The sequence below is a fragment of the Enterobacter cloacae complex sp. FDA-CDC-AR_0132 genome (assembly GCF_003010695.1).
Taxonomy (GTDB): Bacteria; Pseudomonadota; Gammaproteobacteria; order Enterobacterales; family Enterobacteriaceae; genus Enterobacter; species Enterobacter ludwigii.
Genome location: NZ_CP027618.1, coordinates 3,447,513 through 3,472,232, shown reverse-complemented (window position 1 = coordinate 3,472,232; position 24,720 = coordinate 3,447,513). Strand labels below are relative to the sequence as shown.

The window sequence follows — 24,720 nt, the reverse complement described above, 5'->3', positions numbered from 1 at the left end:
AAATGCCCAATCCACACGGATTGGGCAGTAAAACATGCCCAGTTTCAAGACATGTTCCAAGAGGTCAAGATGTTATCTGTTCAGCTGGAACAGGGACATGCCCTGCATATCGCTAAAAGCTTTATAAGATGCCTGCAGCGCGGCCTGCTGCATGGTGTAAGAAGAGATCGCTGCGTTCCAGTCCACATCAACCAGGTCGCTCATCTGCTTAGTCTGGCCCAGTGTACGATCGTCACCAAGGTTATCCAGCTTTTCAAGCTCGTTCATCTTGGTACCTACATCAGCAGCGACAGTAAGAATGTTGTTCTGGGTATTTGTGATGCCGGTTTGAGCATCAGAAATGATTTTCCCCTGTGCTTCAGCTGCAGCAGAGTCGGTATCGACGGGAACCTTAAGCGCGGTAATCGCCGTATCGAGGATCTTGAACATGTTCGTCTCGCCATATCCGCCACCAGGCAGTTCTTTGGCGTTACTGGTGATGCTTTCGAAGATCTGCTGACCCGTGTGGCTAATGACCATATTACGCGCGGTATCAACCTGCTGCGAAATAGCCTCAGTACCGCCTTTGTAATCACCGGTAACGGAATCAAACGGTGGCACTTCAGTCTTAAAGCCGGCAAAAATAAACCGACCATTACCATCCGCGGTGTTTGCGAGGTTCATCAATTGGTCGCGAATACCTTGCAAATCGCTCGCCAGCGACAGGCGATCGTCATCACTTAAGGTTGCGTTTCCGGCATAGACTAATTTCTCTTTAGCACTGGTGATGGCTGCAGTGACCTGGTTAAGCACATTATCTTCAAGAGAAACTTTTTGTGATGCGAACGATCTTGCCAACGCAAACTGGCTATTTTGTGACTGTGATTGTGACAGAACAATAGCCTGCGACGCCGCGATAGGATCGTCCGACGGACGATTGACACGCTTGCCGGTGGACATTTGCTCACCATAACTCAACCACTTGCTCTGGGAATCGGTGATCCCGCGCATGTTTTGGTCGTACATCATCTGGGTGCTAATACGCATGTTTCACCTCAGCCTTAGCGAATATTAATGATTGCATCAAAGAGCGAGCTGGCAGTTTGTAGAACCTGCGCATTAGCGAGGTAATACTGCTGATAGCGCTGCAAATTGCCGTACTCTTCGTCAAGGTTTACCCCTGAGATCGACTGCTGCTGTTTGGTTAACTGCGTCGCCACATTCGCTTTCGTTTCGCTGCTGGTTTTCAGTGCCGCTGTTGAGCTACCAACGGTACTGACGAGGGAAGCATAAGCATCATTGAAAGACTTATTCCCGCCGACAAGCTTGCTATTTTGCAGATCCAGCAATTTTTGACCGTTGCGGTTGTCACTTTCGCCACCGGCGCTTGTCGATGCCATCGCCAGTTTGGACTCATCATTAAACTTGAGTTCCATGTTTACGATGACATCAGAAACGGGCTTCACAACAAAACTGTCTTTGTTATTCGCGGTACCGCTCACGTTGACATTCAGGCCGTCGAAAGACAGATTGCCGCTCGCATCCGGACTCATCGTGAAACTGGTCTTATCCGACGTACGCGTAATGGTCCAGTCGGTTCCGTTGAACTGCAGCTTATAATCGGTTGCCTGGACTTTAGTACTGTCAGCCACGGAGGCTGTCAGCGCGGCGGTACCTGAATTCTTGCTGTTGGACACAACCGCAGGCGAGCCAAAGTCAAAGAGCTTGCCGCCAGCATCGCCGTTAGCATCAAAACCCGCTTCATGCTGCTTGTTCATCGCGTCAGCAAAGGCCAGCGCCATCTGGTTAAGGTTATTACGCGCTTTATCCAGATCTTCAGAGCGGAAGGTGAGTAAACCGCCAAGGGTGCCGGTGGTAATCAGCTTTTCAGGAATTTCGATATTGCCTGTAACATCATCGGTATAGGCCAGCGTTGTACGGGTTGGGTCTGCGCTGGATTTCACCGCAGCCAGCTGGTTCGCTTTGCTCCCCTGTACCAGGCTGTAACCGGTGCCAAATGAGACGTTATACGTGCCGCCATCCTGCACAGAAACTTCAACACCGACAATTTTATTCAGCTCGCTCACCAGCTGATCGCGTTGATCGAGCAGGTCATTTGGTGATGAGCCAGCACCCACGCCGGTCAGACGGGAAATCTGATCGTTCAGGTTCGCAATCTGTTTGGCGTAGTTATTAATTTGATCGACGCTGGCAGAAATCGCGGTATTCACCTGAGAATCCTGATCGCGAAGATACTGATCGTTGGTTTTAAACTGATTGACCAGGCCATCCGCTTTGCCCAGCACCGTCTGGCGCGCAGCCGGATCTTCCGCGTTGCTCACCAGCGTCTGCAGACTTTTGAAGAAGTCCTGCAGCGTGGTAGAGAGCGAGTTGGTGGTATCCGAGAGCACATCATCGATCTTTGACATCTGCTGATAGCGCGTAGTCAGGCCGCTGCTCTGGGTCTGCGCGGCGCGCAGCTGGTTGGTAATGAATGCATCATACTCACGCTGGACACCGGAGACATAAACCCCGTTACCTACCCAGCCACCGCCGGTCAGCGTGCTGTTTGACGCGCCCAGCACTGTCGTCTGGCGGGTATAACCTGCCACGTTATAGCTTGAAATATTATTACTGACGGTATTGAGTGCCGACTGCGCAGCACTGAGGCCACTCATGGCACTGTTAATCAAACTGGACATGGGGGTTCCTTTTATACGTTCAGACACGAGTCCTGATGAAGGTTATCGGCAGCCTCCACCGGGACTTGAGAACTTTCAGAACAGATTTTCGATATCTGTGCTATAGGCTTTGCTGACCTTCTCGCCCATCGATTTCAGCTGCTGAATCATACTGGTGAGCTTACGCGCATAGTTCGGATCGGTGGCGTAGCCCGCATTCTGCAGTGCCTGAGCGCCCTGCTCCGCGGTTGCCGCCTGTGTAACGGCGGTGTAACGCGGATTTCGGCTCAACAGGCCCACATAGTCGGATAAGGCTTCCAGATAGGAGCTATAGACACGGAATTTGGCTTTAACCTTCACCGCCGCACCGTTTTCATATTCAGTGGTGGTGATCTCGGTGGTCGGCCCCTTCCAGCTCGACGTGGCCTTCACGCCGAAGATGTTAAAGCTCGGATCGCCGTTTTCTTTACGGATCTGCCGCTGACCCCAGCCGGACTCCAGCGCCGCCTGCGCGAGGATCAGGTGGTGAGGCACGCCGCTCTGTTCACTGGCAAGACGTGCCGGCAGCGAGAGCTGCGCCAGGAAGTCTTTGCTGTTGCCAGAAAGTGGCTCATCGCTGGTGCTCGTGGCCTTCGGTACGGCTTTGCGCACCATCTGCGTCAGGGCCTGATTCTGATAACTGGTCACCGTTTGCAGGTCGAACTTCATCGGCACCTGCTGTGGCTTATCATCCGGCTGGATGCCCTGCGCGGTTTCGGTCTGTTTGACAATCATATCAGCCAGACCGAGGCCTTTCCCGGCGGTCATCTGCTGCGCAATCTGCTGGTCATACATGCTGGTGTAAAGACGGGTTGAATCACTGCTGAACATCCCGTCTTTCGGCAGGGTTTCACGCATGCTTTTCAGCATCATCTGTACAAACATCCCTTCCACCTGGCGGGCGACCGGGCGGATATTCGCCGCCGGATCCTTACCTGCTTTGGTTTTCAGTTCGTTGAGCGACTGGGCATCCCAGGCAGCACCGGTCAACAGCTTGCTATCGGTCAGCATCAGATGATTTCCAGTTTGGCGCGCAGACAGCCCGCGCTTTGCATGGATTGCAGAATCGACATCAGATCCATCGGCGTCGCCCCCAGGGCATTCAGGGCCCGAACCACGCTATTGAGGTTCGCGCTGGAGCGTACGCTCTGCAGCGATCCACCGCTCTGGCGCAAATCAATCTGCGTTTGTGGCGTCACCACGGTCTGGCCACCCCCGAACGGGGTATCAGGCTGACTGACGTTGGCAGAGCGGTTAACCGTCACGGAGAGGTTACCCTGCGCCACGGCACAGCTGTCGAGCGACACTTCGCGGTTCATCACGACCGAACCGGTGCGCGAGTTGATAATCACTTTGGCATCCTGAACCGGAACGTTCACTTCCATATTCTGGATATCAGCCAGCATACGGACCTGGTTGCTGCTGCCGGTAGAAGTGCGGATTTGCACGGTACGGGCATCCAGCGCCGTGGCGCTGCCGTAGCCGCGGCTACGGTTGATGGTATCGGCAATCTGCTGCGCCATCGTGAAGTCTTCATTATTCAGCTGCAGGTTAATGGTGTTGCCTGCGCCAAACTGGGTCGGCAGTTCACGCTCAATGATCGCACCATTGGTGATACGCCCGCCGTTCAGCTGGTTCACCTGCACACTGCTGCCGCCCGCAGACGCGCCGGCACCGCCGACCAGAATGTTCCCCTGCGCCAGCGCATAAACCTGGCTGTCGACCCCTTTCAGCGGAGTCATCAGCAGCGTGCCGCCACGCAGGCTTTTGGCGTTACCCATTGACGAGACCACGACATCAATCGTCTGCCCCTGGCGCGCGAACGCCGGATAGGAGGCGGTGACCATGACCGCGGCCACGTTTTTCAGCTGCATGTTGGTTCCCGCCGGGACGGTAATACCGAGCTGGGAAAGCATGTTGTTCAAACTTTGAGTCGTGAATGGCGTCTGGGTGGTCTGGTCGCCCGTTCCGTCCAGCCCCACCACCAGGCCATAGCCAATCAGCGAGTTTTCGCGTACGCCCTGAACGCTGGTGAGATCGCGAATACGGTCAGCCTGGGCAAACGTTGCCACCAGCGCCAGCGCCACGGCGAAGATCGATTTAAACATGGGTCACCTCGCTTACATCGGCGATAAGTTAAGGAAGAAACGCTGCAGCCAACCCATATTTTGCGCTTCATTGATGTAGCCGTTACCGACGTACTCGATGCGCGCATCCGCCACCTGGGTGGACGGAACGGTGTTGGTGCCGCTGATGGTGCGAGGATTAACCACGCCCGAGAAACGAATGAACTCAGTGCCCTGATTGATGGCGATCTGTTTTTCACCCACAACGTGTAAATTGCCGTTAACCAGCACCTGGTCAACCGTCACCGTCAGCGTGCCGCTAAAGGTATTGCTGGCATTCGCGCCACCTTTACCGTTAAAGGTATTGCCGCCAGAGGCCTCGACATCAGCACGCGCATTGCCGAACAGGCCCTGCAGATAGCGTGGAACGGTATCGAAACCGAAATTGGTTTTGCCATCGCGGCTGGCATTCGCCGACGAGCTCTTGCTCGCGCTGACGTTTTCCTGCAGCACAATGGTCAACGTATCGCCGACATTACGCGGGCGGCGATCTTCAAACAGCGGTTGATAGCCATAATTGATTGGCTGCGCGGTCTGGAAAATGGAGCCGTTCACCACTGGCGCCGGGCCAGGAACGGGTTGGGCGGTAGTCGCACCCTGCACTAAAGGTTTAGACGGGATCAAGGCACACCCGCTGAGGGTGACAGCCAGAACAGTCAGTATCGGATAACGAAACGCCGCGTTTTTTTGCATTGCCTTCATCTTCGAAAACAGGGAGCCGGCGCGGCGTTGACCGCACCGGGCTACACCTTAGAGTTGCGTCAGTTTCTGCAGCATCTGGTCGGTCGTCGACACTGCTTTACTGTTAATTTCATACGCGCGCTGGACCTGGATCATATTCACCAGCTCTTCCGCAACGTTCACGTTCGAGGTTTCCACATAACCCTGATACAACAGACCCGCACCGTTGAGGCCCGGGGTGCTTTCATTTGGCGTACCGGAGGATTGCGTTTCGGTGTAGAGGTTCTCACCAATGCTTTCCAGACCGGTGTCGTTCATGAAGGTGGTTAGGTTCAGCTGTCCAACCTGAACAGGTGCGGCCTGCCCCTGCTGCGTCACACTCACCACGCCGTCACGCCCGATAGTAATACTCAGGGCATTCGCCGGGATGGTAATCGCAGGCTGAACCTGGAAACCACCCGCCGTCACCAGCTGACCATTCTGATCGACCTGGAACGATCCGTCGCGGGTATAGGCAGAAGTACCGTCAGGCAACTGCACCTGGAAGAACCCCTGGCCTTTGATTGCCACGTCTTTGCTGTTGTTGGTCTGAGACAGGTTGCCCTGGCTATGCAGACGCTCGGTGGCTACCGGACGAACACCGGTACCAATCTGCAGACCGGATGGCAGTGTCGTTTGTTCAGAAGACTGCGCTCCAGGCTGGCGGATGGTTTGATAAAGCAAATCTTCGAAAACGGCACGCTGACGCTTGAAACCATTGGTGCTGACGTTTGCCAGGTTGTTGGCAATCACATCCATGTTGGTTTGCTGCGCGTCGAGGCCAGTTTTCGCGATCCATAAAGAACTGATCATAAGGAGTCCTGTTAACTCATAGCCAGAAGTTGGTTAGCCTTGCCCGCGTTTTCATCAACGCTGCTGATAATCTTCATCTGCATTTCAAAACGACGGGCACTGGCGATCATGTCGGTCATCGCTTCGACCGGCTTGACGTTACTGCCTTCCAGAACGCCGGACATCACGCGGATGCTCGGATCGGCCTGTAACGTGGCACCCCGAGTGGCCTGGGTCGCCTGGGTCAGACGGAACATCCCGTCATCGCCACGCTGCACCTCTTTGCCTTCCGCCTTCACCAGCTTCAGACGCCCGACGGGCGCAACGGTATTGGCCGGATCGCCCGGGTTCAATGCCGAAATGGTCCCGTCGGCCGCGATAGTCAGCTCAGACCCTTCCGGCACCGTCAGCGGGCCCGCTTCACCCATTACCGGATGACCCTGAATCGTCAGCTGGCCCGTGGCACTCACCTGGATGTTACCGTTACGGGTATATCCTTCACCGCCGTCAGCGGTCTGCACCGCCAGCCAGCCGTCCTGTTGCAGGGCAACGTCCAGCGGGCGTGAGGTGTAATCCATCTGGCCTGGCGTCATATCCGCACCCGGCGTAGAGGCCGTAACCAGCGTACGCGTCGGCAGGGAGAGCCCTTCCACCGGGACCGCACGCAGCGCATTAAGCTGCGCACGAAAGCCCGGTGTAGAGGCGTTTGCCAGGTTGCTGGCAGTAACAGCCTGCTGATTGAGCGTCTGGCTTGCCGCGCCCATCGCGGTATATATTGCGTGATCCATTGCGCTTTCCTGTCAGCCGCTTAACGCAGGTTAACCAGCGTGTTGAGGATCTGATCCTGGGTTTTGATGGTCTGCGCGTTCGACTGATAGTTACGTTGCGCGACGATCATGTTCACCAGTTCTTTACTCAGATCCACGTTAGACGCTTCCAGCGCACCGTTGGTCAGCGTACCGAAGTTACCGGAGCCCGCGGTACCCAGCAGCGCCACGCCGGAAGACTGGGTAGCAGACCAGACGTTATCGCCTTCAGACTTCAGACCTTCGTTGTTGGCGAAGTTAGCCAGCACGATCTGGCCCAGGGCTTGGGTCTGTTCGTTGGAGTAGTTACCCACCACGGTGCCGTCGTCGTTGATCTGGTAGCTCACCAGGTCACCCGGTTTGTAACCGTTCTGGTTGGTTGCCACGATGTTATTGGCGCCGGTGTTCTGCTGCATGGAATTGGCGAAGCTCATCGCAAACGTGGCTGGCGTTGCACCTGGAACGGTGCCGGTAGTGATATTGATGCTGCCGCCGCCGGTCAGTACGCCGCTGGTGTTGAAGGTCAGCGTAGTCGCCAGGGATGGCGTGCTTCCTGCAACGCTGCCGTCCTGGGCATAGACTTTCCAGGAGTTTGCCGGAGTCGCGTCTTTAACGTAAAACAGGTTCATGTTGTGCGCATTACCCTGGCTGTCAAAGACCGTCACCGTCCCTTTTTTGTTGTAGCTGTCAGGGTTGGTCGGATCAAAGGCCGTGGTTGGCGCGGTGTCAGTGGAGTTCAGGTTGATCTGCTGGGACGCGGTGGTGGTGGATTTCGCCGCCATCAAGGTCGTTGGGATATTGATCGCCTGCGGGTTAGCGCCGGTCTGAACCGTTGGCGGAGTACCCGCAACAGGATAACCGGTTAATTGCAGACCCTGCATGTTCACCAGGTTACGGTTTTCGTCCAGTTTGAACTGACCGTTACGGCTGTAGAACACAGAGCCGTTGGAATCGACCATACGGAAGAAACCGTTCTGGCTGATGGCGACGTCCAGACCACGACCGGTGTTGGTCGTCGTACCGTCGGTAAAGTCCTGAGTGATGCCCGCAACTTTCACGCCCAGACCCACTTTGGAACCGGCAAACATATCTGCAAATGAGGCAGAACCGGATTTAAAACCATAGGTCGCGGAGTTGGCGATGTTGTTGCCAATGACATCCAGGTTGGTGGCCGCAGCATTCAGGCCGCTGACCGCTTGAGAAAAGGCCATGACTTACTCCTGATAAGTGTTAAGGCTTAGATAATCTGCCGAACTTCGTCGAGCGTGGTGGTACCTGAGGTACCCAAATCCAGTTTGTTACCGCCAGCGCCTTTAATCACGCCCTGAACCAGTGCGAACTGCAGCGGCTGTGCCACCAGTTGGGTGGTTCCGTTGCTGGCGCTGATCGCCACTTTGTAAGAACCGTTTGGTGCTTTCGTGCCGTCGGTCAGGCTGCCGTCCCAGGTAAAGGTGTGTACGCCTGCCTTCAGCTCACCGATGTCAATGGTGCGTACCACTGCCCCGCTCGCATCGCTGATCGTCGCAGTCACTTTGTCAGCCGGCTGCTGCAGCTCAACGCCAAACGGCGTGGTGGTCGTGGTTGACGTCCCCTCGGTAGTGCTGGTGCCGGCAAGGATCGTGGTCCCCGGGATCATCACCCCATGACCAATCAGATTCGCAGCCTGCAGAGACTGGCTGTTGTCAATCTGACCGGAAACGGAGCCAAGGGTGGTGTTGAGTTTTTCAATGCCGCTGACGGTACTGATCTGCGCCAGTTGCGTGGTCAGCTCGTTGTTCTGCATCGGATTGGTGGGATCCTGGTTCTTCAGCTGCGCCACCAGCAGCGTCAGAAAGCTGCTCTGCAGATCGGACGCGTTACTGCCCGTCAGGGCGTTGGAACCCGTCGAACTTTTGGCGCCATTAACACCTGAGTTCGTGGGATCATTCACATTTACGGCGATGGACATGCATGTCTCCTTTACTGGCCGAGAGTGAGTGTTTTGAGCATCATGCTCTTCACGGTATTAAGCACTTCGACGTTTGCCTGGTAACTGCGTGACGCCGACATGGAGTTCACCATCTCACCCACCACATCCACGTTAGGCATTTTTACGTAACCGTTCGCATCCGCCAGCGGGTTGCCAGGCTCATACACCAGCTTGTCCGGTGCCTGGCTCTCAACCACATCAGAGACTTTCACACCGCCGGTGGCCGCGCCTGGCGCCGCATCGACCTGAAAGACGACCTGTTTCGCACGATAAGGCTGACCGTCTGGTCCGGTCACGCTGTCGGCGTTCGCCAGGTTACTGGCGGCTACGTTCAGACGTTTGGACTGCGCGGTAAGCGCCGAGCCGGCGATATCAAAAATATTCAGCAAGGCCATTTATCAGTTGCCCCCCTGCAGGACGTTCATCATGCCTTTGATTTGTCCGCCGAGAACGGTCAGGCCTGTCTGGTATTTCAGGCTGTTATCGGCAAACTGTGTACGTTCCCGGTCCATGTCCACGGTGTTACCGTCGAGTGAAGGCTGGTCGGGAATGCGATAAAGCAAATCGGTCGTTGGTGCGGTCATCGTCTGAGCGGGAATATGGCGTGAGGAGGTCAGCGCGAGCGCGACACCGCTCCCTTCTGCGCGTCCACGCTCCATCACTTTTTTAAGCTCACTGGAAAAATCAATATCGCGCGCCTGATACCCTGGCGTATCGGCGTTAGCGATATTGGCGGCTAAAATTTCCTGCCGCTGGGCACGTAAATTGAGCGCTTCCTGCTGAAAACGTAACGCGGCGTCGAGTTTATCGAGCATGTCTCCTCCGCTGATGGCAAAATTTCAGTTCACAGCTTAAATCTCAACCCATCCGCCTTATCGACGGAATAAGCGCAAAATGCGTCGCTATTTATTGCGTTGATGAAAAACCACTGCAGGTAGAATTCACTCAATTCTGGAAACGGTGGAACTTGCGATGCAAACGTTAAAACGTGGCCTGATGGCAACTTTCTTGCTTTTTAGCCCCCTGGTGCAGGCGGATGGTTTACAGGATCAGCTAAACACCTTTTTTGCCCAGAAGCTGGCGGGCTTTAGCGATGAAGTTGTCGTCACGGTACGCACGCCACCAAATCTGTATCCCTCCTGTGAGCAGCCGTCATTTACCGTGACCGGCACCACCAGACTGTGGGGGAACGTGAACGTGCTGGCACGCTGCGCCAACGAAAAACGGTATTTACAGGTTGCAGTCCAGGCGACAGGCAATTATGTTGTCGCCGCTGTCCCCATTGCCCGGGGTACCGCACTGCAGGCCAACAGCGTGACGTTGAAGCGCGGCCGTCTGGATCAGCTGCCGCCACGGACAATGCTTGAAATTAACCAGGCGCAGGACGCCGTCAGCCTGCGTGATGTCGCACCGGGCCAGCCGATACAGCTGTCGATGCTGCGCCAGGCGTGGCGCGTCAAGGCGGGTCAACAGGTGTTGGTGGTGGCCAATGGAGATGGCTTCAGTATCAACAGTGAAGGGAAAGCGTTAAACAATGCCGCGGTAGCGCAAAATGCCCGCGTCAGAATGTCTTCAGGGCAGGTGGTTAGCGGAACCGTCGATTCTGATGGGAATATTCTGATTAACCTATAATCTTTTTAAAGATTTCGCTGCAGCTGCCGATAAATATTCAACTAATGATGATGTCAGGCGCCAACGCCGCGAACCCTCGATGAGGACAACACTATGAGCATTGATCGTACATCAGCCCTGAAGCCGGTAAGCGCTGTACAACCTCGCGAAACGAATGACGCTACGCCGCAGAAAACGCGTCTGGAAAAACCGTCAACGTCTAACAGCACCAGCGTAACCCTGAGCGATGCCCAGGCAAAACTGATGCAGCCAGGCGGCAACGATATCAACATGGAACGCGTTGAAGCGCTGAAAACGGCTATTCGTAACGGCGAGCTGAAAATGGACACCAGCAAAATTGCTGACGCCCTGATTCAGGAAGCGCAGAGTTTCTTACAGAGTAACTAACCGTATGAGTCGACTGTCAGAAATACTGGATCAAATGACGGTTGTCCTGAACGACCTGAAAACGGTAATGGACGCTGAGCAACAGCACCTCTCTTCCGGTCACATCAACGGCAGCGCGTTGCAGCGTATTACTGAAGACAAAAGCTCGCTCCTGGCGACGCTGGATTACCTTGAGCAGCAACGTCGCGCTGAGCAGGATCCTAAGCGCAGTGCTAACGACGATATCGTTGAGCGCTGGCAGACTATTACAGAAAAAACCCAGCATCTTCGCGATCTCAACCAGCATAACGGCTGGCTGCTTGAAGGTCAGATAGAGCGTAATCAGCAAGCGCTTGAGGTGTTAAAACCGCATAAAGAAACCGGGCTGTACGGTGCGGATGGGCAGACAGCGACGGCACGTATTACGGGCGGGAAAAAGATTTCGATTTGAAGCATAAGCGACAAATCAAGCAGTGGGGAGCACCATAAGGTGAACTCCCCTTTTGGCGTTTATGCCGTACGGCGGGCAAACTCTTTCACTTTGAAGCCCAACACGGCGAGGGTGGCAAAGTAAGCCACAACCCCAACACCCACCACGGCCATCAGTCGCAGCAGACGATAAGGCATGGTGCCGAGCGACCACTCCGGCATCACGTGCATCATGCCGAGCAACGCCGCTGCCATCACCAGCACCGCGATAACCAGTCGCACAAGGAAACTCGCCCAGCCCGGCTGCGGCGTGAAGATATCCTGCTTACGCAGCTGCCAGTACAACAGCCCGGCATTCAGACAGGCCGCCAGACCAATAGACAGAGCCAGCCCCGCGTGCTTCAGCGGGCCAATAAACGCCAGGTTCATCAACTGGGTCATCACCAGCGTCACCAGGGCAATCTTCACCGGCGTTTTAATGTTCTGACGGGAGTAGAACCCTGGTGCCAGCACTTTAACAACAATCAGCCCCATCAATCCCACCGAGTACGCCACCAGCGCCTGCTGAGTCATGGACGCATCATGGGCTGAAAATTTACCGTACTGGAACAGCGAGACGGTCAGCGGTTTCGCGAGGATCCCCAGCGCCACCGCGCTTGGCAGTGCCAGCAGGAAACAGAGGCGTAAGCCCCAGTCCATCAGGCGGCAATACTCATCATGGTTGCCGCTGGCAAAGCTTTTAGAGAGCGACGGCAGCAGAATCGTCCCCAGCGCGACGCCCAGTACGCCAGAAGGAAACTCCATCAGACGGTCAGCGTAGTACATCCAGGAGACCGAACCGGACACCAGGAAAGAGGCAAAGATGGTATTGATGATAAGTGAGATCTGGCTGACAGAAACCCCGAGGATTGCAGGTCCCATCTGCTTCATGACGCGCATTGCGCCGGCATCACGGAAATTAATGCGCGGCAGAACCAGCATGCCAATTTTCTTCAGATGCGGCAGCTGATATGCCAGCTGCAGGACGCCACCCACGGTCACCGCCCAGGCCAGCGCCAGTACCGGCGGGTTGAAATGCGGTGCGGCAAACAGGGCAAAGCCGATCATGCTGACATTCAAAAACGTCGGCGCAAACGCCGGAACGGAGAAGCGGTTCCAGGTATTGAGGATTGCCCCCACCAGCGAGGCCAGTGAGATCAACAGGATATAAGGAAAGGTAATGCGCAGCAGCTGGGTGGTGAGCGCAAATTTATCAGCGGTGTCGGCAAACCCCGGCGCGGTCACCATAATCACCCAGGGCGCAGCCAGCATCCCCAGGACTGTCACTATAGCCAGCGCCAGCGTCAGTAGCCCGGAGACGTAGGCGACAAACACCCGCGTAGCATCTTCGCCCTGCTTGCTTTTATATTCTGCCAGAATTGGAACGAAGGCCTGCGAGAAAGCCCCCTCAGCAAAAATACGGCGCAATAAATTCGGCAGTTTGAACGCGACGAAAAAGGCGTCCGTTGCCATCCCAGCACCAAAAACCCTTGCCACAATGGCATCGCGCGCAAAACCCAGTACGCGAGAAAACATGGTCATCGAGCTGACGGCTGCCAGCGATTTTAATAAGTTCATTAATGTGAATTTCCACAACCATACGGCAAAACGCCTGCAGAGCAGGCGTAATGAATGCCCGACGGCGTTGCGCTTGCGCAGGCCTTCGGATTTGCAGGCCGGGTAGGCGAAAAGCCTCCCGGCGAAACCAACAATCGGCGCTTAGTCTACCCGGATTTAAGGGAATTACTATCGGCAGATGTTACAGAGGGTTATTCACTCATGGCCTCTCGCCAGAGCCGTTCCACGATGCGTTGCGCCATGATGGCCTGTTCACCGGCGGTTTCCGGAACCGTCTGATTTTGCACGCAGCTAATGAAGTGACGGGCGCATCCCGCGAAGCCGCGTTGCTCCAGAGTGCTCTGCCAGCCCGGCGCCGGAAGCGTGACCACACCGTTGCCCTTCTCTTCTCGCCACTCCCGCATGTCAGTGATGTCATACAGCGCACCGTCAGTGACGGCCTGGACAAACTCCCGCTGACTGCCCGCACGACGATGCATGCTGGTGGTCACCTGCAGATGTTCCAGCGCAAAGTGGTGCTCGGCGTAGACCATCTCGCCCAGATCGTTGGTCATCAGGGTCCCGCTTTTCAGCTGAGCCTGGCCGTTTGTCAGCCAGAGCGCCGTGTCCACCACGTGCAGATAATCATCGAGAAGCGTAAAGCGCAGATCGTTTGGCCCGACGCTGTCGGTACGGTGTTTATCCATCCTCAGGGAGGCCAGCGCGCCCGGCTGTGACTTCAGCTGCTGATAAAGCGGAGCGAAGCGGCGGTTAAAGCCCACCATCAGCGTCAGGTTCTTGCGTGCCGCCAGCTCTATCAGTCGCTCGGCATCCTGAACGTTCTCCGCCAGGGGCTTATCCACACAGACGTGAACACCGGCATTCAGCAGTTCGCTGACCACCTGATAGTGCGTTGCCGTTGAGGTATGCACAAATACCGCATCGCACTCGCGGGCAAGATCCGACAGCGAAGCGGCATAAGGTATCCGCCAGGTTGCGCAGATGCGTTCAGCCTTCTCGCGGGTAGGTGACCACGCGCCCTGAAGCGTCCAGTCCGTTGCCGCGCCTAATACCGGTAACCAGGCTTTTTGTGCAATACCGCCAAGCCCCACCACGCCTACACGTAATTTTTTCACTGTTAATCTCCCAAATGTGCCAGCAGTGCGTCCAGGCGCTGTTTCAGCCCAGCGACCTCCTCTTCCAGCGCGTCCACGCGCGCCGTCAGGCTGCCGCTGACAACAGTGGACTCTTGTTCCGTTGCCAGCGTCGCGGTATCCACCTCGCCACTGAAGAGATGCATATAGCGGCTCTCACGCTTGCCCGGTTCGCGTGCCAGACGCACCACGTAAGGGCCATCCTCGCGGGTTGCAAGCCCTTCCAGGGTTTGTTCCACTTCCTGCATATCCGCAAACTCATGCATACGGGAAGCCCGCGTGCGCAGCTCGCCGGGAGTTTGTGCCCCGCGCAGTAAAAGGGTCGCGATCACCGCCACTTCCGCGGCGCTCAACTTCAGGTCGCCGAATTCGGAATTACAAAAACGTTGTTCGTACTTGGTGACGCGGTTTCCGAAGCCGCTGACGGTGCGCAGATAATGGCGTTTCACCAGTTCATCCAGCACATCCTGAACGTCATGCTCGCTGAGGTTCATTACCGGCTCGCGGTTGGTCTTTTGGTTGCAGGCCATCATGACGGCATTGACAGAGAGCGGATATTGCTCCGGCGTCGTGACCTGTTTTTCCAGCAGGCATCCGACGACGCGCGCTTCTGCACCGCTTAACTGATATTTCATCTCTTCTCCTTAGCGACCCGCTGTCCAGTCCCGGGTGGTTAATGCCGTGAGGACATGGTCGCGCCATTCTCCATCTATCAGCAGATAGTCTTTGGCGTAACCCTCTTTCTCAAACCCTAAACGCGCCAGCAAATTACCGCTGCGCTGATTATGCGGCATATAGTTCGCCATAATACGATGAATATGTTGCGTGCGTTGCATATAACGGATCGCCACCGTTAATGCTTCATACATCAGCCCCTGCCCCTGCCATTTCTGACCGATGGAGTAGCCGAGGTAGCAGGCGTGAAACGATCCGCGCACGACGTTTGAAAAGTTGGCGATGCCGATGATCTCTTTTTCTTCAGGATCCAGCAGCGCAAAATAAAACGCACTTCCCTGCTTATGAAATTCCGCAATCATACTGAGGCGCGCCTGCCAGCCGGATGGGTAACAATGGCTCTCATCCCGAACGGGTTCCCAGGGTTTTAAAAACTGGCGATTCTCGGCGTAATAATCCGCCAGACGCCAGGCATCACGCTCATGCACCAGACGAACGACCAGCCTGTCCGTTGTCAGACGCACTTTTGGCACATTACTGCGATAGCCAAACATCGATACCACTCCTTCCCGTCACTTCTGCTGACCCATTAGCTTTACTATACCTGTGCCTGCGCCGTCTGTGAAAACAGTGACATACCATTTTGACCTCTTTTCACATTTTTCGATGAGAACTCTCTATCAAAGCGTTCTTTTGATAAAAAAATATTGTCACGCCCAGGGGTGGGAAAACGCGCAGTAACCCCGCAGAATGTTAGCGTGCTCACCATCCTGTTTTCCCTGGAGGGAAAATGTCCCGCGTATCACAGGCGAGGAGCCTGGGTAAATATTTCCTGCTAGTCGATAACATGCTGGTCGTGCTCGGCTTTTTTGTCGTGTTTCCTCTTATCTCGATCCGCTTTGTCGATCAAATGGGCTGGGCGGCGCTGATGGTTGGCATCGCGTTGGGGTTACGCCAGTTTGTCCAGCAAGGCCTTGGGGTGTTTGGCGGCGCCATTGCTGACCGCTTCGGCGCGAAACCGATGATTGTGACCGGTATGCTGCTTCGTGCGGCAGGCTTTGCCACGATGGCGGTTGCCCATGAGCCCTGGCTTCTGTGGTTCTCCTGCTTTCTCTCCGGGATCGGCGGAACCCTGTTTGACCCGCCGCGCACCGCGCTGGTGGTGAAGTTAATTCGCCCGCAGCACCGCGGACGTTTCTTCTCGATTTTGATGATGCAGGACAGCGCGGGCGCGGTAATTGGCGCGCTTCTGGGGAGCTGGTTGCTGCAGTACGATTTCCGTCTGGTCTGCGCGGCTGGCGCGGTGCTCTTTATTCTGTGCGCCCTCTTTAATGGCCTGTATCTGCCAGCATGGAAATTGTCGACGGTGAAAGCGCCGGTACGCGAAGGGCTGGGCCGCGTCCTGCACGACAAACGTTTTGTCACCTACGTATTGACCCTGACGGGTTACTACATGCTTGCCGTGCAGGTGATGCTGATGCTGCCTATCATGGTCAATGATATTGCGGGAACCCCGGCCGCCGTGAAATGGATGTACGCCATCGAAGCCGCGCTTTCGCTGACGCTGCTCTATCCGATTGCCCGCTGGAGTGAACGGCGTTTTCGCCTGGAGCATCGTCTGATGGCCGGGCTGTTTTTAATGACACTGAGCATGATGCCCATCGGTCTGGTGAATTCTCTCCAGCAGCTGTTTACGCTGATTTGCACCTTCTATATCGGCTCTATCATCGCCGAGCCGGCTCGTGAGACGCTGAGCGCCTCGCTTGCAGATGCGCGTGCCCGCGGCAGCTATATGGGGTTCAGCCGACTCGGTCTGGCCTTTGGTGGGGCTTTGGGTTACGCCGGCGGCGGCTGGCTGTTTGATGCAGGCAAAGCGCTGAATCAACCGGAACTGCCGTGGATGATGCTCGGCGCGGTGGGCTTTATGACGCTGCTGGCCCTCTGGTGGCAGTTCAGCCAGAAGCGCAGCGCAAGCGGCATGCTCGAACCGGGCGCGTAGCCCTTCCCTCTGGCGGGAGGTCCCTCCCGCCTCACTTCTCAGTTTTTTCTGCTGGTTTCTGCCATTTCACACTGACATACTGACGTAACAGGACAGAAGCGCCGATTTTTCGTTGAGGAACACTATGAAGAAAATTGTCATTGCCGCTGCATTCATTGTCAGCGGTCTGCTGGTGGGCTGTAACCAGCTTACGCAATACACCGTCAGTGAACAGGAAATTAATCAGGCGCTGGAAAAACATAACAACTTTTCAAAAGACATCGGCGTGCCCGGGCTTGCCGATGCGCATATCGTCCTCAGTAACCTGACCAGCCAGATAGGACGTGAAGAGCCAAACAAAGTGACGCTGAACGGGGATGCAAACCTCGATATGACCTCCCTCTTCGGCAACCAGAAAGCCAATATCAAGCTGAAGCTGAAAGCGCTGCCGGTCTTTAACAAAGAGAAAGGGGCTATTTACCTGCAGGAGATGGAAGTTGTCGATGCGGAAGTCACGCCGGACAAGATGAAATCTGTGCTGCAAACCCTGATGCCTTATCTGAATCAGTCGCTGCGTAACTATTTTAATCAGCAGCCAGCCTATGTCTTAAGTGAAGACAAGAGCAAGGGTGAAGCGCTTGCGAAAAAGTATGCTAAAGGGATAGAGGTGAAACCGGGAGAAATCATTATTCCCTTCACTGATTAACCCGTAGGGCGCCGAGGCGCCCTTTTTTTTACGGAAAAGTGTGCAAACGAAAACGTTTCCGCTTATGATTTGTGTCCGGCAAAAACAGCCATCCGAATGACTGATTCCTGACAAGCCGGAGCTTCCATGACTGCACAACCCCAGGTTCTTAAAATCCGCCGCCCTGACGACTGGCATATCCATCTGCGCGATGGCGATATGCTCAAAACCGTCGTGCCTTATACCAGCGAAATTTATGGCCGCGCGATTGTCATGCCTAACCTGGTGCCACCAGTCACCACCGTCGATGCCGCAATGGCGTATCGCCAGCGCATTCTGGATGCCGTCCCGGCGGGCCATGATTTCACCCCGCTGATGACCTGCTACCTGACCGATTCCCTGGATCCAAACGAAGTGGAACGCGGGTTTAACGAAGGCGTATTCACCGCTGCGAAACTTTACCCGGCCAATGCCACCACCAACTCCAGCCACGGCGTTACCAGCATTGATGCCATCATGCCGGTACTGGAGCGCATGCAGAAACTGGGTATGCCGCTGCTGGTTCACGGTGAAGTCACGCATGCCGAGATCGACATCTTCGACCGTGAAGCCCGTTTTATCGACACCGTGATGGAGCCCCTGCGTCAGCGCCTTCCCGCGCTCAAAGTGGTCTTCGAGCACATCACCACCAAAGATGCCGCGGAGTATGTCCGCGACGGTAACGAGCTTATCGCCGCCACCATCACGCCACAGCATTTGATGTTTAACCGTAACCACATGCTGGTTGGCGGTGTACGTCCGCATCTGTACTGCCTGCCGATCCTCAAGCGTAACATTCACCAGCAGGCGCTGCGCGAACTGGTTGCCAGCGGTTTCTCCCGCGCGTTTCTGGGCACGGATTCCGCACCTCATGCGCGTCATCGCAAAGAAGCAAGCTGCGGCTGTGCGGGCTGCTTTAATGCCCCAACCGCTCTCGCCAGCTATGCAACCGTGTTTGAAGAGATGAATGCCCTGCCGCATTTCGAGGCGTTCTGCTCACTCAATGGCCCCCGTTTTTATGGGCTGCCGGTCAATGAGACCTTCATTGAGCTGGAACGTAAAGAGAGCCAGGTTGAGGAAGCCATTCCACTGACCGATGACACGCTGATCCCATTCCTGGCAGGTGAAACCGTTCGCTGGACGGTAAAACGCTAAAAAATCAGTGCCCCTTGTTGTCAAACCGATAATATACCTGTATAAATAAACAGTATATTACACAGGGGGCATTTATGCGTATTGAAGTCACCATAGCCAAAACTACCGTTCTGCCTGCCGGCGCGCTTGATGCGCTTGCAGGCGAATTATCCCGTCGTATTAACAACACCTTTCCCGAAAACGATGGTGCCGTAACGGTGCGTTACGCGGCCGCAAACAACCTCTCCGTCATTGGCGGCGCGAAAGAAGATAAAGCGCGTATCACCGAAATCCTGCAGGAAACGTGGGAAAGCGCCGACGACTGGTTCATCACAGATTAACACTGCTCCCTCATTGTGTTTTTTGCCGGGTCGCCCCGGCTTTTTTTTCGCCTGAAAATCCAGAAAGTTCAAATTAATTCGGCAACTTCTTTAAAAATCGTGAACAACATGGTGTTTTATTGTTCGAACAATCCTAAAAAGCAGAAAAATGTGTTGCTAGCTGTTTATTTTTCCCTTAGGAACCCTTATTACTTGTATACTGAAGTTGCTTCAGAAAAACATGCATTGAACCTCGAAGTCGTTGTCTTCTAACACGCATTATGGGGGTTATAATGGAAAAGAATAGCGAAGTCATCCAGACCCACCCACTCGTTGGCTGGGATATCAGTACCGTAGACAGCTACGATGCACTGATGCTGCGTTTGCACTACCAGACCCCAAATCAGCTGAACCGTGAAGAAGCGGAAGTTGGACAGACGCTGTGGCTTACGACAGACGTCGCCCGTCAGTTTATTTCTATTTTGGAAGCAGGCATCGCAAAAATAGAATCTGGCGACTACCAGGAAAATGAGTATAAACGGCATTAGCGTTTAGCCCACTTTTCACTCTACAGGCACCCTTGGGGTGCCTTATTTATTTCTCCCTTGTATAAGCCCCCGATGTTAATTACTCTGCTAACAAAGCGTTAGTTTAAGAGATGCCCATGAAATATGATCTGATTATTATTGGTAGCGGCTCCGTTGGTTCTGCCGCCGGATATTATGCCACCCAGGCTGGCCTCAAGGTTCTGATGATAGATGCCCATCTTCCCCCTCATTCAGAGGGAAGCCATCATGGCGATACTCGCCTCATTCGTCACGCCTATGGTGAAGGCGAGCGCTATGTCCCGCTGGTACTTCGCGCGCAAGCGCTCTGGGACGAACTGGCTAAACAGACTGAGGAACGCATTTTCGAACGCACGGGTATCATTAACCTTGGTCCTGCCCACTCTGATTTTCTCGCCAGCGTCGAACGCAGCGCGAAGACATTCAACCTGGACGTTGAGAAGCTCGACGCGGCGGGGATCATGTCACGCTGGCCGGAAATCACCGTCCCGGACGATTATGTTGGTCTCTTTGAAGCCCATTCTGGGGTGTTGCATTGCGAAACAGCAATAAAAACCTGGATAGCGCTGGCCGCGAAAGCAGGCTGCGCCCAGCTTTTCAATTGCCCGGTCGAGGCCATTAAACATGACGCTGACGGCGTCACGGTGACAACCCTGGACGGAGAGTACACGGCCTCCCGATTGCTCATCAGTGCAGGTACCTGGGTAACCCGTCTGCTGCCAGACCTGCCCGTACAGCCGGTGCGCAAGGTCTTCTCCTGGTTCCAGTCTGATGGCCGTTACAGTACGCAGAATAAATTCCCGGCGTTCACCGGCGAGTTACCCAACGGCGATCAGTTCTACGGCTTCCCTTCGGATAAAGACGCGCTCAAAATCGGGAAACACAATGGGGGACAAATTATCTCCTCTCCTGAAGAACGTAAACCGTTTGGCGCCTACCCACAGGATGGCTCTGAAGCCTTCTCGTTCCTGCGAAATATTCTGCCGGGCGTCGGTGGCTTACTCTATGGCGCGGCATGTACCTACGACAACACGCCGGACGAAGACTTTATTATCGATACGCTCCCCGGGCATGAGAATACATTGCTCATCACCGGTCTGAGCGGTCACGGCTTTAAGTTCGCGTCGGTGCTGGGTGAAATTGCCGCGCAGTTTGCCCAGGGTATTACACCGCAGTTTGATCTGACGCCCTTCTCTCTTTCACGTTTTAACGGATAATCCACCACGGGCTTCGGACGTTCCGGAGCCCGTCTTCATGTTACGGTTTGCGGGGCGCTATGCGCAAAGTTGTGGGTTTTCTCATCAATAATATTCGTGAGCATTTGATGCTCTATATCTTATTGTGGGCGCTGCTGGCCATCATTGATTTTATTTACATTGTATTTTACTGAAAGCCTGCCTGACATTTATTGACATTACTTTATATTTACTTAAGTTAGAACAATTCCTCAATTAGCCCTTTGTTAAGTCTTGCACGAAGACATTGAATTACCTTTGCGGATCATTTTCAAAACCGCTGAAATAAATAAAATAAAAATCAATATCGACTTATTTCAGTTGCAATATCATTCCTTCCCGTTCATTTTTACTGCTCTGTTTATTTGATAATGGTAATCCTGATGCAATTGCGTAACACCTCCCGGCGCTATGGAATTATATCCATAAGCTTGCACTGGATATTTGCTATTGCGGTCTATGCCATGTTCGGACTTGGCCTCTGGATGGTGACGCTAAGCTATTACGATGGCTGGTATCACCAGGCCCCGGAGCTGCATAAGAGCATCGGCGTGCTGCTGATGATGGGGCTGGTTATTCGCGTGATCTGGCGACACATTTCACCGCCGCCTGCCGCGCCAAAGACCCACAGTAAATTTACCCGTATCAGCGCTGTTGCCGCGCATATTACGCTTTATGCGCTGCTCTTCGCGCTTCTGATCAGCGGCTATCTCATCTCGACAGCAGAAGGTAAGCCAATAAGCGTTTTTGGCATTTTTGATGTCCCGGCAACGCTTGCCGATGCGGGATCACAGGCCGATATTGCCGGGGTGATTCACCTCTGGCTGGCATGGAGCGTGGTTATCCTGTCCGTGCTGCACGGGCTTGCCGCCCTTAAACATCATTTCATCGATAAAGACGATACGCTAAAGCGCATGCTTGGCCGCTCGTCAGTTGACTCTGGAGCTTAAAATGAAAAAACACCTGCTGGGTATCGCACTGGGTTCTCTGTTATTTACCACCGGCTCAGCCGTTGCTGCTGACTATAAAATTGATAAAGAGGGCCAACATGCTTTCGTCAATTTCCGTATTCAGCATCTCGGGTATAGCTGGCTGTATGGCACCTTTAATGATTTTGACGGCACATTCAGCTTTGACGAAAAAAATCCTGCCGCCGATAAAGTCAACGTGACCATTAATACCAACAGCGTCGACACCAATCATGCAGAACGCGATAAACATTTGCGCAGTGCGGAATTCCTGAACGTGTCTAAATTCCCACAGGCCACCTTCACCTCCACGGAAGTGAAAAAAGATGGCGATAAGCTGGATATTACCGGCAACCTGACGCTCAACGGCGTGACAAAACCGGTTACGCTGAATGCAAAATTAATGGGCCAGGGTGACGATCCGTGGGGGGGTAAACGTGCCGGATTTGAAGCCGCAGGTAAAATTCACCTGAAAGACTTTAATATTACTACCGATTTGGGCCCGGCTTCTCAGGATGTCGAACTGATTATTTCCGTTGAAGGCGTTCAGCAGAAGTCTTAATAACGACGCCCGGCAGGCTTTCACACTGCCGGGCATCAGCCTTATTCAGGGTCGGGAATACCCAGTTTGGTGTTCAGACGGCCACGGGATTTATTAAAAATCTTGTTACCGTTTTCCCGTCCTGCACGACGACGGCGCTGTTCCTCTTCCGGCAGCATACTCTCTTCACTGCACAGTTCGCTGCAGCATCCGTTAAATTTCTCGGCACAGGCCGGACACTGAATAAACAGCAAATGACATCCGTCATTTTTGCAGTTGGTATGGGTATCACACGGCGTACCGCACTGGTGACAGTGGGCAATCACATCCTCTGAAATACGCTCGCCCATTCGTTCGTCAAAGACAAAGTTCTTACCGATAAAACGCACCGGTAAACCCTGCTCACGGGCACGGCGGGCGTACTCAATAATGCCGCCTTCAATGTGCCAGACCTTATTAAACCCGTTGTGCTTCATCCAGGCGCTGGCCTTCTCACAGCGGATCCCGCCGGTGCAGTACATCACGATCTTTTTATCTTTATGTTCCTGCATCATCTCAACCGCTTTTGGCAGTTGCTCGCGGAAGGTATCAGCCGGAATTTCCATCGCGTTTTCGAAATGCCCCACTTCATACTCATAGTGGTTACGCATATCGATGAACACCGCATCCGGATCGTCCAGCATCGCATTCACTTCCGCCGCTTTCAGGTATTCCCCGACATCAGCGGCGTTAAACGCCGGATCGTCAATACCGTCCGCGACAATGCGTTCACGCACTTTCATGCGCAGCACCCAGAATGATTTACCGTCATCATCCAGGGCAATGTTCAGGCGTACACCGTTGAGAGCCGGATCGAACCCGTAAAGCAGGTCGCGGAAGGCGTTTACTTTGCTTTCCGGTACGCTGATCTGGGCATTGATGCCTTCACGGGCAAGATAGACGCGACCGAAAACATTCAGCGTCGTGAAGGCCTGATAAAGCGCATCGCGGGTCGCTTGTGGATCGTTGATGGTGAAGTATTTGTAGAATGAGATTGTCGTGCGCGGTTCGGTTTCAGCCAACATACGCGCCTTTAACATCTCATTCGAAACGCGGTTGTGTAACACTGGCATGGTGTACAAGTCCTGCAATCGTTAGAGAGAATGAAAAATCGGTCGGCATCATATAGCAAACAATGACAATTTACATCCACACAATTTACGCTACATTTCACACACCCCTAGTTAGTCAGACTTAACAATTGCTGCATTCGTACACGTTTCGAAGACAGACATTTTGGCTACGCCTCAAAAAATGAGACAATAGCTAAACAGGACGTTAGAACACAGGAAAGACATGACCCAGTTACCGAAATTTACTGTCGCCCTTTTGCATCCCCGCTATTGGTTGACCTGGCTTGGCATTGGTTTTTTATGGCTGATGGTCCAACTCCCTTACCCTGTGATTTTCCGTGTGGGCAAATGTGTGGGCCGTATTGGTCAAAAATTCATGAAACGCCGCGCCAGGATTGCCTACCGCAACCTTGAGCTGTGCTTCCCGCAGATGAGCGAGGCGGAACGTCATGAGATGGTTACCAGGAATTTCGAATCCGTTGGCATGGGGCTGATGGAAACCGGTATGGCATGGTTCTGGCCAGACAAACGGATGGCCCGCTGGAGTGAAGTCACCGGGACAGGTATGGAGCCTGTGCATACGCTTCAGGCCAATAAGACAGGCGTACTGCTGATTGGCGTGCATTTTCTGACGCTGGAGATCGGTGCGCGTATGTTTGGCATGCAGGCACCCGGTATTGGTGTTTATCGCCCTAACGATAACCCGGTGATCGATTTAATCCAGACCAATGGTCGTATGCGCTCCAACAAAAGTATGATCGACCGTAAAGACCTGAAGGGGATGATCCGCGCGCTGAAATCAGGTGAAGTGATCTGGTATGCCCCTGACCACGATTATGGCCCACAATCCAGCGTATTTGTCCCGTTCTTCGCCGTTGAAGAGGCGGCCACAACCACCGGTACCTGGATGCTGGCGAAAATGTCCAAAGCCGCGATCGTCCCGTTTGTCCCGCGTCGCAAGCCGGATGGCTCAGGCTACGAGTTAATGATGCTCGAGCCGGAACTCGCGCCGCCGCTGGACGATGCGGAAACGACCGCTCGCTGGATGAACAGAGTGGTTGAGAAATGCATCATGCTCGCGCCGGAGCAGTATATGTGGCTCCATCGTCGCTTCAAAACGCGGCCAGAGGGTATGCCGTCGCGCTATTAATTTTCCGTGCGGCCATCAGGGCCGCACG

At 54.3% G+C, this 24,720-nt stretch carries 29 protein-coding genes; 13 read left to right on the top strand and 16 right to left on the bottom strand.

The window, feature by feature from the left end; all coding sequences use genetic code 11:
- Positions 1 to 72: 72 nt before the first annotated feature.
- From flgL to flgB, 11 genes are all read right to left on the bottom strand, one after another.
- Positions 73 to 1,026: a flagellar hook-associated protein FlgL gene (gene flgL, locus AM379_RS16775; protein ID WP_106503931.1), complete on the bottom strand. Its 954-nt coding sequence runs from the start codon at positions 1,024 to 1,026 to the stop codon at positions 73 to 75.
- 14 nt (positions 1,027 to 1,040) lie between these two features.
- Entirely contained in the window at positions 1,041 to 2,681 is a 1,641-nt protein-coding gene (gene flgK / locus AM379_RS16770; RefSeq protein ID WP_049022670.1) for a flagellar hook-associated protein FlgK, read from the bottom strand.
- Positions 2,682 to 2,756: 75 nt separating this feature from the next.
- Positions 2,757 to 3,710 (bottom strand): flagellar assembly peptidoglycan hydrolase FlgJ, encoded by a 954-nt coding sequence (gene flgJ / locus AM379_RS16765; protein WP_106503930.1) that lies wholly within the window; start codon positions 3,708 to 3,710, stop codon positions 2,757 to 2,759.
- Positions 3,710 to 4,807, bottom strand: a complete 1,098-nt coding sequence (locus tag AM379_RS16760; RefSeq protein ID WP_014169561.1) for a flagellar basal body P-ring protein FlgI — start codon at positions 4,805 to 4,807, stop codon at positions 3,710 to 3,712. Before AM379_RS16760 ends, flgJ begins: the two co-directional genes overlap by 1 nt.
- A gap of 12 nt (positions 4,808 to 4,819) precedes the next feature.
- Positions 4,820 to 5,518: a flagellar basal body L-ring protein FlgH gene (flgH, locus tag AM379_RS16755; protein ID WP_023311139.1), complete on the bottom strand. Its 699-nt coding sequence runs from the start codon at positions 5,516 to 5,518 to the stop codon at positions 4,820 to 4,822.
- A 57-nt stretch (positions 5,519 to 5,575) separates the two neighbouring features.
- On the bottom strand, positions 5,576 to 6,358 hold the full coding sequence (gene flgG / locus AM379_RS16750) for a flagellar basal-body rod protein FlgG (RefSeq protein ID WP_008500810.1): 783 nt from the start codon (positions 6,356 to 6,358) through the stop codon (positions 5,576 to 5,578).
- Positions 6,359 to 6,369: 11 nt separating this feature from the next.
- A complete protein-coding gene (locus AM379_RS16745) occupies positions 6,370 to 7,125 on the bottom strand; it encodes a flagellar basal body rod protein FlgF (RefSeq protein ID WP_014169559.1) in 756 nt (251 codons plus the stop codon).
- Positions 7,126 to 7,145: 20 nt separating this feature from the next.
- Positions 7,146 to 8,354 carry a flagellar hook protein FlgE gene (flgE, locus tag AM379_RS16740; protein WP_014169558.1) on the bottom strand — a complete coding sequence of 403 codons (1,209 nt, stop codon included), beginning with the start codon at positions 8,352 to 8,354 and terminating at the stop codon, positions 7,146 to 7,148.
- Positions 8,355 to 8,380: 26 nt separating this feature from the next.
- Positions 8,381 to 9,091 (bottom strand): flagellar hook assembly protein FlgD, encoded by a 711-nt coding sequence (flgD, locus tag AM379_RS16735; protein ID WP_020884678.1) that lies wholly within the window; start codon positions 9,089 to 9,091, stop codon positions 8,381 to 8,383.
- A gap of 11 nt (positions 9,092 to 9,102) precedes the next feature.
- Positions 9,103 to 9,507, bottom strand: coding sequence for a flagellar basal body rod protein FlgC (flgC, locus tag AM379_RS16730; protein WP_013097138.1), 405 nt, complete (start codon positions 9,505 to 9,507; stop codon positions 9,103 to 9,105).
- Positions 9,508 to 9,510: 3 nt separating this feature from the next.
- The gene (gene flgB / locus AM379_RS16725) at positions 9,511 to 9,927 is read right to left on the bottom strand and encodes a flagellar basal body rod protein FlgB (RefSeq protein ID WP_014169556.1); all 417 of its coding nucleotides are present in this window, start codon (positions 9,925 to 9,927) and stop codon (positions 9,511 to 9,513) included.
- A 157-nt stretch (positions 9,928 to 10,084) separates the two neighbouring features.
- Here flgB and flgA point away from each other — a divergent pair, with 157 nt between their 5' ends.
- The 3 genes from flgA (at position 10,085) to flgN (ending at position 11,561) form a co-directional block, all read left to right on the top strand.
- Positions 10,085 to 10,744, top strand: a complete 660-nt coding sequence (gene flgA / locus AM379_RS16715; protein ID WP_032677870.1) for a flagellar basal body P-ring formation chaperone FlgA — start codon at positions 10,085 to 10,087, stop codon at positions 10,742 to 10,744.
- 93 nt (positions 10,745 to 10,837) lie between these two features.
- A complete protein-coding gene (flgM, locus tag AM379_RS16710; RefSeq protein WP_014169554.1) occupies positions 10,838 to 11,131 on the top strand; it encodes a flagellar biosynthesis anti-sigma factor FlgM in 294 nt (97 codons plus the stop codon).
- A gap of 4 nt (positions 11,132 to 11,135) precedes the next feature.
- Positions 11,136 to 11,561: a flagella biosynthesis chaperone FlgN gene (gene flgN, locus AM379_RS16705; protein ID WP_025204463.1), complete on the top strand. Its 426-nt coding sequence runs from the start codon at positions 11,136 to 11,138 to the stop codon at positions 11,559 to 11,561.
- A gap of 59 nt (positions 11,562 to 11,620) precedes the next feature.
- Here the strand turns inward: flgN and murJ are convergent, their stop codons facing one another.
- From murJ to rimJ, 4 genes are all read right to left on the bottom strand, one after another.
- Entirely contained in the window at positions 11,621 to 13,156 is a 1,536-nt protein-coding gene (murJ, locus tag AM379_RS16700; protein WP_020884681.1) for a murein biosynthesis integral membrane protein MurJ, read from the bottom strand.
- A 191-nt stretch (positions 13,157 to 13,347) separates the two neighbouring features.
- Positions 13,348 to 14,271 (bottom strand): Gfo/Idh/MocA family protein, encoded by a 924-nt coding sequence (locus AM379_RS16695; protein WP_020884683.1) that lies wholly within the window; start codon positions 14,269 to 14,271, stop codon positions 13,348 to 13,350.
- 2 nt (positions 14,272 to 14,273) lie between these two features.
- Positions 14,274 to 14,924 carry a YceH family protein gene (locus AM379_RS16690; protein WP_014169549.1) on the bottom strand — a complete coding sequence of 217 codons (651 nt, stop codon included), beginning with the start codon at positions 14,922 to 14,924 and terminating at the stop codon, positions 14,274 to 14,276.
- A 9-nt stretch (positions 14,925 to 14,933) separates the two neighbouring features.
- Complete coding sequence (gene rimJ / locus AM379_RS16685; protein ID WP_013097146.1) at positions 14,934 to 15,518, bottom strand: ribosomal protein S5-alanine N-acetyltransferase; 585 nt, start codon at positions 15,516 to 15,518, stop codon at positions 14,934 to 14,936.
- A gap of 236 nt (positions 15,519 to 15,754) precedes the next feature.
- On the opposite strand from rimJ, the gene mdtH reads away from it, so the two are divergent.
- From mdtH to AM379_RS16640, 9 genes are all read left to right on the top strand, one after another.
- Positions 15,755 to 16,963, top strand: a complete 1,209-nt coding sequence (mdtH, locus tag AM379_RS16680; RefSeq protein ID WP_014169547.1) for a multidrug efflux MFS transporter MdtH — start codon at positions 15,755 to 15,757, stop codon at positions 16,961 to 16,963.
- Positions 16,964 to 17,087: 124 nt separating this feature from the next.
- Complete coding sequence (locus tag AM379_RS16675) at positions 17,088 to 17,648, top strand: lipoprotein (protein ID WP_020884685.1); 561 nt, start codon at positions 17,088 to 17,090, stop codon at positions 17,646 to 17,648.
- Between the two features lie 126 nt (positions 17,649 to 17,774).
- Positions 17,775 to 18,821, top strand: coding sequence for a dihydroorotase (gene pyrC / locus AM379_RS16670; protein WP_032677867.1), 1,047 nt, complete (start codon positions 17,775 to 17,777; stop codon positions 18,819 to 18,821).
- A 74-nt stretch (positions 18,822 to 18,895) separates the two neighbouring features.
- Complete coding sequence (dinI, locus tag AM379_RS16665) at positions 18,896 to 19,141, top strand: DNA damage-inducible protein I (RefSeq protein ID WP_020884687.1); 246 nt, start codon at positions 18,896 to 18,898, stop codon at positions 19,139 to 19,141.
- A 272-nt stretch (positions 19,142 to 19,413) separates the two neighbouring features.
- On the top strand, positions 19,414 to 19,668 hold the full coding sequence (bssS, locus tag AM379_RS16660) for a biofilm formation regulator BssS (RefSeq protein WP_008500827.1): 255 nt from the start codon (positions 19,414 to 19,416) through the stop codon (positions 19,666 to 19,668).
- Between the two features lie 116 nt (positions 19,669 to 19,784).
- The gene (gene solA / locus AM379_RS16655) at positions 19,785 to 20,903 is read left to right on the top strand and encodes an N-methyl-L-tryptophan oxidase (protein ID WP_049022472.1); all 1,119 of its coding nucleotides are present in this window, start codon (positions 19,785 to 19,787) and stop codon (positions 20,901 to 20,903) included.
- Between the two features lie 59 nt (positions 20,904 to 20,962).
- On the top strand, positions 20,963 to 21,076 hold the full coding sequence (locus AM379_RS16650) for a DUF2770 family protein (protein WP_032670549.1): 114 nt from the start codon (positions 20,963 to 20,965) through the stop codon (positions 21,074 to 21,076).
- 228 nt (positions 21,077 to 21,304) lie between these two features.
- The gene (locus AM379_RS16645; protein ID WP_032670551.1) at positions 21,305 to 21,871 is read left to right on the top strand and encodes a cytochrome b; all 567 of its coding nucleotides are present in this window, start codon (positions 21,305 to 21,307) and stop codon (positions 21,869 to 21,871) included.
- Between the two features lies 1 nt (position 21,872).
- Positions 21,873 to 22,451 carry a YceI family protein gene (locus tag AM379_RS16640; protein ID WP_020884691.1) on the top strand — a complete coding sequence of 193 codons (579 nt, stop codon included), beginning with the start codon at positions 21,873 to 21,875 and terminating at the stop codon, positions 22,449 to 22,451.
- Between the two features lie 41 nt (positions 22,452 to 22,492).
- On the opposite strand, the gene trhO is transcribed toward AM379_RS16640, so the two are convergent.
- On the bottom strand, positions 22,493 to 23,542 hold the full coding sequence (gene trhO / locus AM379_RS16635; RefSeq protein WP_020884692.1) for an oxygen-dependent tRNA uridine(34) hydroxylase TrhO: 1,050 nt from the start codon (positions 23,540 to 23,542) through the stop codon (positions 22,493 to 22,495).
- Between the two features lie 223 nt (positions 23,543 to 23,765).
- Between trhO and AM379_RS16630 the strand changes: the two genes are divergently transcribed.
- A complete protein-coding gene (locus tag AM379_RS16630; RefSeq protein ID WP_014169534.1) occupies positions 23,766 to 24,692 on the top strand; it encodes a Kdo(2)-lipid IV(A) acyltransferase in 927 nt (308 codons plus the stop codon).
- The last annotated feature ends 28 nt before the right edge of the window (positions 24,693 to 24,720 follow it).

Coding starts and splice junctions, on each gene's coding strand:
- AM379_RS16640 (WP_020884691.1), top strand. CDS start 21,873: ATGAAAAAACACCTGCTGGGTATCGCACTGGGTTCTCTGTTATTTACC.
- flgH (WP_023311139.1), bottom strand. CDS start 5,518: ATGCAAAAAAACGCGGCGTTTCGTTATCCGATACTGACTGTTCTGGCT.
- trhO (WP_020884692.1), bottom strand. CDS start 23,542: ATGCCAGTGTTACACAACCGCGTTTCGAATGAGATGTTAAAGGCGCGT.
- flgM (WP_014169554.1), top strand. CDS start 10,838: ATGAGCATTGATCGTACATCAGCCCTGAAGCCGGTAAGCGCTGTACAA.
- AM379_RS16630 (WP_014169534.1), top strand. CDS start 23,766: ATGACCCAGTTACCGAAATTTACTGTCGCCCTTTTGCATCCCCGCTAT.
- flgD (WP_020884678.1), bottom strand. CDS start 9,091: ATGTCCATCGCCGTAAATGTGAATGATCCCACGAACTCAGGTGTTAAT.
- solA (WP_049022472.1), top strand. CDS start 19,785: ATGAAATATGATCTGATTATTATTGGTAGCGGCTCCGTTGGTTCTGCC.
- flgK (WP_049022670.1), bottom strand. CDS start 2,681: ATGTCCAGTTTGATTAACAGTGCCATGAGTGGCCTCAGTGCTGCGCAG.
- flgB (WP_014169556.1), bottom strand. CDS start 9,927: ATGCTCGATAAACTCGACGCCGCGTTACGTTTTCAGCAGGAAGCGCTC.
- bssS (WP_008500827.1), top strand. CDS start 19,414: ATGGAAAAGAATAGCGAAGTCATCCAGACCCACCCACTCGTTGGCTGG.
- flgC (WP_013097138.1), bottom strand. CDS start 9,507: ATGGCCTTGCTGAATATTTTTGATATCGCCGGCTCGGCGCTTACCGCG.
- AM379_RS16650 (WP_032670549.1), top strand. CDS start 20,963: ATGCGCAAAGTTGTGGGTTTTCTCATCAATAATATTCGTGAGCATTTG.
- AM379_RS16760 (WP_014169561.1), bottom strand. CDS start 4,807: ATGTTTAAATCGATCTTCGCCGTGGCGCTGGCGCTGGTGGCAACGTTT.
- flgA (WP_032677870.1), top strand. CDS start 10,085: ATGCAAACGTTAAAACGTGGCCTGATGGCAACTTTCTTGCTTTTTAGC.
- AM379_RS16645 (WP_032670551.1), top strand. CDS start 21,305: ATGCAATTGCGTAACACCTCCCGGCGCTATGGAATTATATCCATAAGC.
- AM379_RS16675 (WP_020884685.1), top strand. CDS start 17,088: ATGAAGAAAATTGTCATTGCCGCTGCATTCATTGTCAGCGGTCTGCTG.
- AM379_RS16745 (WP_014169559.1), bottom strand. CDS start 7,125: ATGGATCACGCAATATATACCGCGATGGGCGCGGCAAGCCAGACGCTC.
- flgG (WP_008500810.1), bottom strand. CDS start 6,358: ATGATCAGTTCTTTATGGATCGCGAAAACTGGCCTCGACGCGCAGCAA.
- rimJ (WP_013097146.1), bottom strand. CDS start 15,518: ATGTTTGGCTATCGCAGTAATGTGCCAAAAGTGCGTCTGACAACGGAC.
- flgL (WP_106503931.1), bottom strand. CDS start 1,026: ATGCGTATTAGCACCCAGATGATGTACGACCAAAACATGCGCGGGATC.
- dinI (WP_020884687.1), top strand. CDS start 18,896: ATGCGTATTGAAGTCACCATAGCCAAAACTACCGTTCTGCCTGCCGGC.
- flgN (WP_025204463.1), top strand. CDS start 11,136: ATGAGTCGACTGTCAGAAATACTGGATCAAATGACGGTTGTCCTGAAC.
- murJ (WP_020884681.1), bottom strand. CDS start 13,156: ATGAACTTATTAAAATCGCTGGCAGCCGTCAGCTCGATGACCATGTTT.
- flgJ (WP_106503930.1), bottom strand. CDS start 3,710: ATGCTGACCGATAGCAAGCTGTTGACCGGTGCTGCCTGGGATGCCCAG.
- flgE (WP_014169558.1), bottom strand. CDS start 8,354: ATGGCCTTTTCTCAAGCGGTCAGCGGCCTGAATGCTGCGGCCACCAAC.
- AM379_RS16690 (WP_014169549.1), bottom strand. CDS start 14,924: ATGAAATATCAGTTAAGCGGTGCAGAAGCGCGCGTCGTCGGATGCCTG.
- pyrC (WP_032677867.1), top strand. CDS start 17,775: ATGACTGCACAACCCCAGGTTCTTAAAATCCGCCGCCCTGACGACTGG.
- mdtH (WP_014169547.1), top strand. CDS start 15,755: ATGTCCCGCGTATCACAGGCGAGGAGCCTGGGTAAATATTTCCTGCTA.